Annotated in this window: 9 protein-coding genes and 1 pseudogene; 5 read left to right on the forward strand and 5 right to left on the reverse strand. The window is 71.1% G+C overall.

The features are described 5' to 3' along the window. Nucleotides 1–116 precede the first annotated feature (116 nt). The gene (locus ABT063_RS00960; RefSeq protein ID WP_351054922.1) at nucleotides 117–1,352 is read left to right on the forward strand and encodes a cytochrome P450; all 1,236 of its coding nucleotides are present in this window, start codon (nucleotides 117–119) and stop codon (nucleotides 1,350–1,352) included. On the opposite strand, the gene ABT063_RS00965 is transcribed toward ABT063_RS00960, so the two are convergent. Further along, nucleotides 1,332–3,392, reverse strand: a complete 2,061-nt coding sequence (locus ABT063_RS00965) for a bifunctional glycosyltransferase 87/phosphatase PAP2 family protein (protein ID WP_351054923.1) — start codon at nucleotides 3,390–3,392, stop codon at nucleotides 1,332–1,334. The genes ABT063_RS00960 and ABT063_RS00965 overlap by 21 nt on opposite strands. Nucleotides 3,393–3,717: 325 nt before the next feature. On the opposite strand from ABT063_RS00965, the gene ABT063_RS00970 reads away from it, so the two are divergent. Next, nucleotides 3,718–4,389: an O-methyltransferase gene (locus ABT063_RS00970; RefSeq protein WP_351054924.1), complete on the forward strand. Its 672-nt coding sequence runs from the start codon at nucleotides 3,718–3,720 to the stop codon at nucleotides 4,387–4,389. A gap of 47 nt (nucleotides 4,390–4,436) precedes the next feature. On the opposite strand, the gene ABT063_RS00975 is transcribed toward ABT063_RS00970, so the two are convergent. Further along, complete coding sequence (locus ABT063_RS00975; protein ID WP_351054925.1) at nucleotides 4,437–4,829, reverse strand: hypothetical protein; 393 nt, start codon at nucleotides 4,827–4,829, stop codon at nucleotides 4,437–4,439. A gap of 80 nt (nucleotides 4,830–4,909) precedes the next feature. On the opposite strand from ABT063_RS00975, the gene ABT063_RS00980 reads away from it, so the two are divergent. After that, a complete protein-coding gene (locus tag ABT063_RS00980; RefSeq protein WP_351054926.1) occupies nucleotides 4,910–5,320 on the forward strand; it encodes a DnaJ family domain-containing protein in 411 nt (136 codons plus the stop codon). 54 nt (nucleotides 5,321–5,374) lie between these two features. Here ABT063_RS00980 and ABT063_RS00985 read toward each other — a convergent pair whose 3' ends face one another. Together ABT063_RS00985 and ABT063_RS00990 are read right to left on the reverse strand one after the other, a co-directional pair. Further along, nucleotides 5,375–6,004, reverse strand: coding sequence for a hypothetical protein (locus tag ABT063_RS00985; protein ID WP_351054927.1), 630 nt, complete (start codon nucleotides 6,002–6,004; stop codon nucleotides 5,375–5,377). A 5-nt stretch (nucleotides 6,005–6,009) separates the two neighbouring features. Continuing rightward, on the reverse strand, nucleotides 6,010–6,714 hold the full coding sequence (locus tag ABT063_RS00990) for a hypothetical protein (RefSeq protein ID WP_351054928.1): 705 nt from the start codon (nucleotides 6,712–6,714) through the stop codon (nucleotides 6,010–6,012). Between the two features lie 224 nt (nucleotides 6,715–6,938). Here ABT063_RS00990 and ABT063_RS00995 point away from each other — a divergent pair. Then, nucleotides 6,939–7,298 (forward strand): annotated as a pseudogene (locus ABT063_RS00995) (GNAT family N-acetyltransferase); the annotation flags it as partial. Here ABT063_RS00995 and ABT063_RS01000 read toward each other — a convergent pair. After that, on the reverse strand, nucleotides 7,291–9,351 hold the full coding sequence (locus tag ABT063_RS01000) for an MDR family MFS transporter (RefSeq protein WP_502990728.1): 2,061 nt from the start codon (nucleotides 9,349–9,351) through the stop codon (nucleotides 7,291–7,293). The pseudogene ABT063_RS00995 and the gene ABT063_RS01000 overlap by 8 nt on opposite strands. A gap of 176 nt (nucleotides 9,352–9,527) precedes the next feature. On the opposite strand from ABT063_RS01000, the gene ABT063_RS01005 reads away from it, so the two are divergent. Next, nucleotides 9,528–10,692 (forward strand): hypothetical protein (locus tag ABT063_RS01005; protein WP_351054929.1); only part of this gene is annotated, 1,165 nt, incomplete at its 3' end.

The raw sequence follows: 10,692 nt of genomic DNA on the forward strand, positions 1-10,692 counted from the left end.
AATTGGGCGCGCCGTACCCCTTGCTACTTATAGAACCCGTTACTACCTTCACGGCGACCTCATTCCTGATGGACCGTCAGAAGTCGTGCGGTCCAGACCCTCAGCTGGAGTCGCCGATGCCCTGTCCAGCTCTCCCCGACGGGTTCGACTTCACCGACCCCGATCTGCTGCAACACCGTGTTCCGCTGCCGGAGTTCGCCGAGCTGCGCCGGGCCGAACCGGTCCACTGGGTCCCCCAGCCGCCCAATCTCGCCGGCTTCCAGGACGAGGGGTACTGGGCCGTCACCCGGCACGCGGACGTCAAGTACGTCTCCACGCATCCGGAGTTGTTCTCCTCGTACCTCAACACGGCGATCATCCGCTTCAACGAGCACATCGAGCGCGACGCGATCGACGCGCAGCGGCTGATCCTGCTGAACATGGACCCGCCGGAGCACACCCGCGTCCGCCAGATCGTCCAGCGGGTCTTCACGCCACGCGCCATACGGGCGCTGGAGGACCGCCTGCGCGCCCGCGCCCACGCGATCGTCACCACCGCCCGCGCCCGCTCGGGCTCCTTCGACTTCGTCACCGAGGTCGCCTGCGAACTGCCCCTCCAGGCCATCGCCGAGCTCATCGGCATCCCGCAGGACGACCGGGCCAAGATCTTCGACTGGTCCAACAAGATGATCTCGTACGACGATCCGGAGTACGCGATCACCGAGGAGGTCGGCCAGGAGTCGGCCACCGAGCTCATCGCCTACGCCATGAACATGGCCGCCGACCGCAAGCAGTGCCCCGCGAAGGACATCGTGACGACGCTGGTGTCGGCGGAGGACGAGGGGAACCTCAACTCGGACGAGTTCGGCTTCTTCGTGCTGATGCTGGCCGTCGCGGGCAACGAGACCACCCGCAACGCCATCACCCACGGCATGCACGCCTTCCTCACCCACCCCGACCAGTGGGAGCTGTACAAGGCGGAGCGCCCGGCGACGACGGCGGAGGAGATCGTCCGCTGGGCGGCCCCCGTCAACTCCTTCCAGCGCACCGCCACCCAGGACACGGAACTGGGTGGCAAGCAGATCAAGAAGGGCGACCGGGTGGGGTTGTTCTACGCCTCCGCCAACCACGACCCGGAGGTCTTCGACAACCCGGACGCCTTCGACATCACCCGCGACCCCAACCCCCACCTCGGCTTCGGCGGCGGAGGCCCGCACTTCTGCCTCGGCAAGTCCCTGGCGGTCCTGGAGATCGACCTGATCTTCAACGCGATCGCCGACGCGATGCCCGGCCTGAAACCGACGGGCGATCCACGCCGCCTGCGCTCCGCGTGGATCAACGGCGTGAAGGAACTACAGGTCAGCGCGGGCTGACGTATCCGTGGGAACTCGGGCCGACGGCTTCCCGGCGCCGTCGGCCCGTCCGGTCGTGCTCGCCCGTGGCCCCTGGAACACATACGCCAGCCCGAATCCCGCCCCCACGACCATCGCCCCGCCCACCGCGTCCAGGATCCAGTGGTTGCCGGTCACCACGATCGCCGTGGCCGTGAAGAGGGGGTGCAGCAGGCCGAGGGACTTCATCCACCACTTCGGGGCGATGATCGCTATGACCAGGCCGCACCACAGGGACCAGCCGAAGTGCAGGGACGGCATCGCCGCGTACTGGTTGGTGAGGGCGGTCAGGGTGCCGTAGTCCGGCTTGGAGAAGTCCTGGACGCCGTGCACGGTGTCGATGATGCCGAGCGTCGGCATCAGGCGGGGCGGGGCGAGCGGGTAGAGCCAGAAGCCCACCAGGGCGAGCAGGGTGGTGAAGCCGAGGGCCGCGCGGGCCCAGCGGTAGTCGACCGGTCTGCGCCAGTACAGGACGGCGAGGACGCTCAGCGGGACGACGAAGTGGAAGGACTCGTAGTAGAAGTCGAAGAAGTCGCGGATCCAGTCGACCTTCACCACGGCGTGGTTGGCCCAGTGCTCGATGTCTATGTGGAGCCATCGCTCCATATCGAGGATCTGGTGGCCGTTCTCCTCCGCCCGCGCCCGGCCCTCCGAGTTGCTGCCGCCGGTCGCCGCGAGTCTCACCCGCTGGTAGGCGGCGTACGTGACGCGGATGAGGAGCAGTTCCAGCAGGAGGTTCGGGCGGGTGAGGACCCGGCGGAGGAAGGGCAGGAGCGGGACGTGCTTGAAGCGGGCGGGGACCGGTGCCGCGTACTCCGTCGGGATCGGCGACTGGTAGTGCGCCGAGGTGCGGGACAGGAACGGGATGAGTGTGGCGGCGGCCAGGGCCGCGAGCAGCACCACGTTGTCGCGCAGGGCGTACAGCGCCGGCATGTTCGGCAGCATCATCTTCGCCGGCAGCGTCATCACCAGGACGACGGCGACCGGCCACACGTACCGGTCGGAGGCCCGCTTGCCGACCCGGCCGACGACCGCGAGCAGCACCCACAGCAGCTGGTGCTGCCAGGTCGTCGGGGAGACGGCGATCGCGGCGCAGCCGGTGATCGCCACGGCGAGCAGGAGCTGTCCGTCGCCTGCGTAGCGCACGGCCCGGCGCAGGCCGAGGACCGCGACGGTCGCGCCGAGGAGGAGGAAGAGGGTGATCTCCAGGGGGCCGGACAGGCCGAGCCGGAGGAGGGCCCCGTGCAGTGACTGGTTGGCGAGGTCGTCGGCGGGGCCGCCGAGGCCGACGCCCGCCATGTGGTGCACCCAGTAGGTGTACGAGTCGTGGGGCATCGCCGACCAGGCGAGCGCGGTGCATCCGGCGAACGTGATGCCCGTGGCGAGGGAGGCCTTACGACGGCCGGTGAACCACAGCAGGGGCGCGAAGAGCAGCACGGTCGGCTGAAGAGCAGCCGCGAAGCCTATGAGCAGGCCGCTGGCCCGCTGGCCGCGTACGGCGAAGCAGCCGAGCAGCACGAGCAGGACCGGGATGATGCTGGTCTGCCCGAGCCAGAGGGTGTTGCGCACCGGCAGCGACAGCATGAGCAGGCTGACCGCGACGGGCGCGGCGAGCAGGGACGTCCGTCTGCTCACCGGCTGCGGCAGGGCGCGGGCGGCTATCAGGCCGAGGGCGACGACCAGCAGCAGCGTGCCGAAGGTCCAGCCCCAGCCGAGGGCCTGCTCGGCGGCTCTGGTCAGCGGTTTCATGACCAGTCCGCCGAAAGGGGTGCCGGTGAACCGCGTCGAGTCGTACAGCGAGCCGTTCACATGCAGGACGCCGTTCGGACCGACCCAGGTCTCCAGGTCGGTCAGCCGCTCCCCCCGGGGCGTACTGAGGACGACGGCCACCTGTCGTACGGCGAGGACGGCCGCGACCAGCCACAGGCCGAGCCGCGCCAGGCGCAGGCGTGCCTGGGTCGCTCCGACGGCCGTCGATCCGAAAGCCTCCGCCGGTCGCCCACTGTGCTCCGCATTCGCCACGCCTCGTCGGCCTCCCGCCCCGTTCGTCCCACGCGTCCCCCGCGTCGGTTTCCATTTACGAGCCCTAAGAGGCTCGCACCACCCCCGGAGAGGGACGCAGGCAACCCCCTCTTCACCTGACGTCCGTTCTCCTTTTATCCCGATGACGATAGTCGGATGGAGGTTCGGTTGCCTCCGCTGGGAGCGAGAAAGATCACGGCGGACGCCTGGGCCGAGCGGCTGAAAACGGTCGGCGGGAGGACACTGACAGGGAACCGGCACGCGTCTATATTCGTTAGCACAGCTAGTTAGCTTCTCTAACTAGACATACGAAAGGCACAGGTGCATGAGCGAGTCGCAGCTCTGGGACGACGTCGACGACTACTTCACCAACCACCTCGCCCGGGACGACGAGGCCCTGGAGGCGGCCCTGCGCGACAGCGAGGCGGCCGAGTTGCCGCGCGTCAATGTCACGGCACCCCAGGGCAAGTTCCTCCAGCTCCTGGCCCAGCTCCAGGGCGCCCGCGCCATCCTGGAGATCGGCACCCTCGGCGGCTACAGCACCATCTGGCTGGCCCGCGCCCTGCCCGCCGACGGCCGCCTGATCTCGCTGGAGTACAACCCCCGGCACGCCGAGGTCGCCACCCGCAACATCGCCCGCGCGGGCCTCGACAAGCTGGTCGAGGTGCGGGTGGGCGCGGCGCTGGAGTCGCTGCCGCAGCTGGCCGACGAGAACCCGGCCCCCTTCGACCTGGTCTTCATCGACGCCGACAAGGCCAACAACCCGCACTACGTGGAGTGGGCCCTCAAGCTGACCAGCGTGGGCAGCCTGATCGTCGTCGACAACGTGGTGCGGGGCGGCCGGGTCGCCGACGCGGACAGCACCGCGCCGGACATCCAGGGCACCCGGACCGCCATCGAGCTGATCGGCAAGCATCCGAGGCTGAGCGGTACGGCGATCCAGACGGTGGGCAGCAAGGGCTACGACGGCTTCGCGATGGCGCGGGTGCTGGCGTAGGACTGCGGTTCCGAGCCTCTGTCCGAGCCTGCTCCAGCCCTCGGTGGTCAGACCTCGTGGTAGAAGCCGACATTGACGCTGCGCGGGGCGGTGCGGTCCTGGATGACGATCTCGCCGCTGCCGCCCCGGAGCAGCGGGACGGTGCCGCCGTACGCGAGAGGCTGGGCGTACTCGCCGACGGTCAGCCGGACCTCGGAGGACGGATCGGGCTGGGAGCCCTGCAGCCAGGCGACCTGCCAGGTGCCGTCGGGGCCGCACAGGAACTCCAGGTGGACACGGGAGACGAACAGCCAGTCGTCGGGCGTGGCCAGCCGGCACACCGACTTGTCCCGGCCCACCCGCAGCACGGCGCCCGGGTCGCTGGGCGCGTCGGCCATGAGCATGCCGGCCGTGGCGCCCTCCTCAGCCGCGGAGACGGCGGCCATGGTGAGTTCGAGCACGTGCGCTCCTCCTGAAGTGTCCTTACTCAGCCGCCGAATGATAAATCGCCCGGCCTCAACGCGTCCGGCACAATGGCCTCATGACCGAGCGAAAGCCACCCGGAGTTCCGTTCGAGTCCTGGGTCGACCGGCAGATCCGTGAGGCGGAGGAGCGCGGCGCCTTCGACCGGCTGCCGGGCGCGGGCAAGCCGCTGCCGGGCGTCACCGACGCGCCGTACGACGAACTGTGGTGGATCAAGCGGAAGATGGCCCGCGAGGGCTGGTCGGTGCTGCCGCCCGCGCTGGCCCTGCGCAAGGAGGCGGAGGACGTGCTCGCGGCGGCCGTGCGGGCGCCCTCCGAGCGGATCGTCCGCAAACTCGTCGAGGACCTCAACGTCAAGATCCGCGACCATCTGGCCAAGCCGCCGCCCGGACCCCCGCTGGGTCTGAAGCCGTACGACGTCGAGGAGGTCGTACGGCAGTGGCGGGAGGGCCGGACGGCGGCGGAGTAGCGCTGCCTCGGTTGTCTCTCAGCTGTCTCAGCTGTCTCAGCTGTCTCGGCTGCTTCAGAGGCGCAGCAGCCGTTCCGCGAGCTCGCGGTAGTCCCGCAGCGCCAGGCGGAGTTGTTCGGTGTCGGCGGACGTCGCGGGCTTGCCCTCGACACCGCCCTCGGTGGTCTGCCAGGAATTGCGGAGGGTACGACGCCGCTGCGTCACGGCGTCGGTGAACCGGGACGCGGCCTCCTCCAGCACACGATCGGCCTCCTCGACGGCGTCCCGCGGCCCGTCCACGAACCCGGCGACCGTGTGCTGAAGCCGCAGCGCCAGCTTGTCGGACTCGTCGTGCGGGAGGAGCGGGCTGCCGGGGGCCTCGCGGGCGGGAGCGCGGGAGGCGCCTGAGCCCTCGCGGGCGGTGGCGCCGAGCGGGTGCGAGGGGCCCGCGCGGTCGGGGGTGCCCGCCAGTCCCGAGGTGCCCGACGCGTTCAGGGCACCGTCCCGGCCCGTGGCCGTCTCGCCGCGAGGCGCCGCCATCGCCGGGTCGCTCGTCGCGGGGCTGCCCGTCGCGGGGCTGCCCGTCGCGGGGCTGCTGCCCGTCGTCCGGTCACGGTCCTGTGCCGCGGGGGCTGTCGCGTTGCCCTTCGACCTGTCCTCGCGCGGGGTGCCCTCGGGGCCCGGACCCATCGTCGCGTCCGTCATGTCGCTCAACTCCCCTTCGCATGACGCCGGTTGAATCCCCACGGCATGTGGTGGCCGCGGGCGTGCGAGGGACCGCCGTTGGACCGTACGGCGGGCTTGACGACGGACGTCCGGGACTCCGCCCGGTGCCGGGCCGGGCTCACCAGGTCCTCGAACAGGGCCCGGGCCTCGACCATGGCCTCGCGCATCTCCTCAGTGCCGGCCCGGCCGTCGGCGGCCTGCCCTCCGTCCCCGCCCACGCCCACGCCCGCGTGGGCGACACGGTGCACGCGCCGATAGCCGTGCACATGGTCCGCGTGGTGCACGGACAGCGCGGCGAGTTGCTCCTCGTACTGCCCGCCGTCCGGGAAGCCCCGCGCACCGGCCAGCTCGGCGAGCAGCCGGTCCGCCTCGGCCACGGCCTCCCGCGGCGAGTCGACGAAGCGCTCCTGAGCGGCCGTCCAACGGGCCTCGTACTGCTCACGCTGCGCCGGTTCCAACGACCGCTCGCGCAGCGATCCGTGCCGGTCCACGCGCTCGGCGAGCTCGCGCTCGGCGGCCTTGGCGTCCCCGTCGTGCCGGGCCACGGCCCGGTCGTACTCGGGCCCGAAGCGTCGCTTCAGGTGCTGGCCGCCGGGCCCGCGCCGGGCCCGCAGGGTCATCAGGACAGCCGCGGCGATGACTACGAACGCCACGATCACGATCAGAATGATGATCACGCCAGTGGACATGAATGCCTTCCGGGTTCTCGACCCAACCGACTCTCCGTACGAGCCGGACGCCGACCGAGTAGCCCGGGCGGGCCCGCTCAAACGGTCCCCGAAATCCATACCGACGGCGTGTCGATCCGGCGCCGGCCCGATCGACACAAGGGTGGAGGCACAGAAAGGGTGCCCCGGATCGCCGGAATGAGGAGGACCGCCTGGCCCGTCGCCCCGGAACCCTTCGACTCCCCGAGCGGGAGATCGCCGCGGCCACCGGCGCCGAACTCGCCCCGCCGGGCGGTCAGTTGCTCGTCGCACGGTACGACGGCGAGCCGGCCGGCAGCGCGGGCGTACGGCTGCTGGACGCCACGACCGCCGAGCTCAAACGCGTGTACGTACGCGCGGACATGCGCGGCAAGGGCGGCGCCCCGCTCCTCGTCGCAGCGGCCGAGGGCGCGGCCCGCGCGCTCGGCGCCGAGCAGATGGTCCTCGACACCCGCAGCGACCTCGCGGAGGCCCGCGCCCTGTACGCGCGACTCGGCTACGAGGAGACGGAACCGTACAACGACCACCAGTACGCCGAGCACTGGTTCCGCAAGCGGCTCAGGTGAGGCGGGGCACCGTGCGCTCGTCGTGCGGGCGCTCCGCGATCGAGCCGCACAGCTCGGCGTTCAGCTCCTTCACCAACTGGACCAGGTCGGTGGGCCGGTCCGGGCCCCACCAGTCGCCGAGCAGTTTGGCCAGGGACTCCTCGCGGGTCTGTGCGAGGCGCTCGGCGACCTCGCGGCCCTGTTCGGTCAGGACGAGGTCGAGGCCCTCGCGGAGGGCGAGGTGCCGTTCCTCGACCTGGCGGGCGGCCTCCATGACGACGGTCAGCGGGACGGTGCTGTGCTCGGTGAGCACGGCCGGCTCGACCCGGCCGTGCTTCTTGATCCGCAGCAGCAACCAGCTCGCCGCGGGCAGGAGGTCGTAGCCCGCCCGCTCGGTGATCGTGCGGTAGATCTCGCGGCGGCCCTCCCGGGTGCCGAGCACGGACAGCGCCCGGCACACCTCGTCGTACGACGACCGCTCCACCGGGTTGCTGGCGAGCGTCTCCGTTACATCGGGCGCCGTGACCGAGCCGCGCAGCCGGTCCTCCTTCAGGAACCAGGCCAGCACGAAGCCGAGGAGGGCGACGGGAGCGGCGTACAGGAACACGTCGGTGATGGACGAGGCGTACGCGCTCAACGCCGGCGGGCGCAGTGCGGCCGGCAGGGCGGCGATGCCGCGCGGGTCGGCCTCCAGGGCGTCCACCGAGACACCGGGCGGCAGTTGGGCGCCCCGGAAGGCGTCGGCCAGTTTCTCGCCGAGGTGGCCCGCGAAGATCGTGCCGAAGATGGCGACGCCGAAGGAGGCGCCGATGGACCGGAAGAAGGTCGCGCCGGAGGTGGCGACGCCGAGATCCTCGTACGAGACGGCGTTCTGCACGATGAGGACCAGGACCTGCATCACCATGCCGAGTCCGAGACCGAAGACGAAGAAGTAGCTGCTCATCTCGACGGTGGAGCTGTGCTCGTCGAGTTGATGGAGAAGCAGCAGACCGAGCGTGGTGACACCCGTGCCCGCGATCGGGAACACCTTCCAGCGGCCGGTACGGCTGACGATCTGCCCGGAGACGGTCGACGCCAGCAGCAGACCGAGCACCATCGGCAGCATGTGCACGCCCGACAGGGTAGGGCTCACGCCCTGGACGACCTGGAGGAAGGTCGGCAGATAGGTCAGCGCGCCGAACATCGCGAAGCCGACGACGAAGCTGATGACGGCGGAGAGCGTGAAGGTGCGGATGCGGAACAGCTTGAGGGGCAGGACGGGTTCGGCCGCCCGCCGCTCGACGGCCACGAACACGACGGCGAGGACGACACCCAGGACGGCGAGGCCCACGATCTGCTGCGAGCCCCAGTCCCATGTCGTGCCGCCCAGGGACGCCACCAGCACCAGACAGGTGGCGACGGACGCGATGAGGAACGTACCGAGGTAGTCGATGACATGCCGCATGGACTTGCGCGGGATGCGCAGGACGGTCGCGATCACTGCGAGGGCGACGACGCCGACGGGCAGGTTGACGTAGAAGACCCAGCGCCAGCTCGCATGCTCGGTGAACAGCCCGCCGAGGAGCGGGCCGAGGACGCTGGTCGCCCCGAAGACGGCACCGAACAGCCCCTGGTATCGGCCGCGTTCGCGCGGCGGCACGAGGTCGCCGACGATCGCCATCGACAGCACCAGCAACCCGCCGCCGCCGAGGCCCTGCAGGGCCCGGAAACCGATGAGCTGGGGCATGTCCTGTGCGGCGCCGCACAGGGCCGAGCCGACCAGGAAGATCACGATCGCGATCTGGAACAGCGTCTTGCGCCCGTACTGGTCACCGAGCTTGCCCCACAGCGGGGTCGCGGCGGTCGAGGCCAGCAGGTACGCGGTGACCACCCAGGACAGGTGCTCCATGCCGCCGAGTTCGCTGACGATGGTGGGCAACGCGGTCGACACGATGGTCTGGTCGAGAGCGGCGAGCAGCATCCCGAGGAGCAGGGCACCGATCGAGACGAGGACGTTGCCGGGCACGTGCTCGTCCCGCGCGTCTCGCACCTGTCCGGTCATACCGTGCGTCATACCGTGCGCGTCCTCGGCCATGAAGACCTCCCGACGGTCTCGTTACAACCTCCATCGTGATCGGTGTGGCCAGTTATGGCCTGTTGAGTCCCTTTGGAAGCCGGTGTTCCGGGGGGCGCGCGGGCGACTGTGTGGAGGAGATCTGCATAATCTCTGGAGTTCGCGGGGGGATGCTCGCTGAGGGGAGGGACGAACGCGTGACCGAGCCGAAGGGACACCTGTGCCCGGAGTGCGGAGCACCGAGGGGGGCCGACAACACCCCGTCGTGCGCCTGCGGCCGGCGAGCGTCCGACGCCCTGCGCGACGCGCGCACGGCGGAGGCGGCCGCGGCGGAGGACTTCGATCCGTTGCGGATACGGCCGTATGTCGAGTTGGTGACGCCGGCTGAGGGGGAGGACCGGGGCGTCGAGGGCGGCGGGGGTCGTCCGGGGAGTGAGGGGCGCGCGGCCGGCCTGGCGGAGGAACGGCGCACGGCCGGCCCGGCGGATGAGCGGCGCGCGGCCGGCCCGACCACCGAGCGGCGTGCGGCCAACCCGACGGCTGAGGGACGCGCGGCCAACCCGACGGCTGTAGGACACGCGGCTGACCCGACCACCGAGCGGCGCCCGGCCGACCCGACGACTGAGGGACGCGCGGCCAACCCGACGGCTGTAGGACACGCGGCTGACCCGACCACCGAGCGGCGCCCGGCCAACCCGACGACTGAGGGACGCGCGGCCAACCCGACGGTCGAGAGGCGCCCGGCCGACCCGACGACTGAGGGACGCGCGGCCAACCCCACGGCTGCGATGCGCCCGGCCAACCCGGCGGCTGGAGGACACGCGGCTGACCCGACCACCGAGCGGCGTACGGCCAACCCGACGACTGAGGGACGCGCGACTGACCAGGCGGCTGGTGGTGGAGGGGCCGATCCGGCGCCGAAGGGCAACCGGAACGGCGGCCAGGCGCCCGAAGGCAACGGGCCCGGCCGGACGGCCGAGAGCAACCGGCGCGACCGGGTGCCCGAGGCCGGCGAGGCACATCAGGCTCCGGGCGGGACCGGGGTGGTCGGCGTGACCGGCACGCCCGACGTGCCGCCGGCCGAGGCCACCATGCTGCTGCGCGCCGTCGACCCCGGCGCACCGCGTGCCGCATCGCTCTCCGCACGGCATACCGCGGCCCACGCGGCGCCGCCCGCTGCAACGCCTGATGTGGACGCCACCGTCGCGCTTCCCCGCGTAGAGGACACCGACGCGCGGCCCGCTGTCGACCCCACCGCCCAGCTTCCCGCCACGGACGCACGCGCCGCGCACCCCAACGCCAACGCGCAACGCACCACCGACCCCACCACGACGCTCCCCACCACGGACGCGACCTCCGCAC

The sequence above is a fragment of the Streptomyces sp. NPDC002838 genome (assembly GCF_040295365.1).
Classification (GTDB): Bacteria; Actinomycetota; Actinomycetes; order Streptomycetales; family Streptomycetaceae; genus Streptomyces.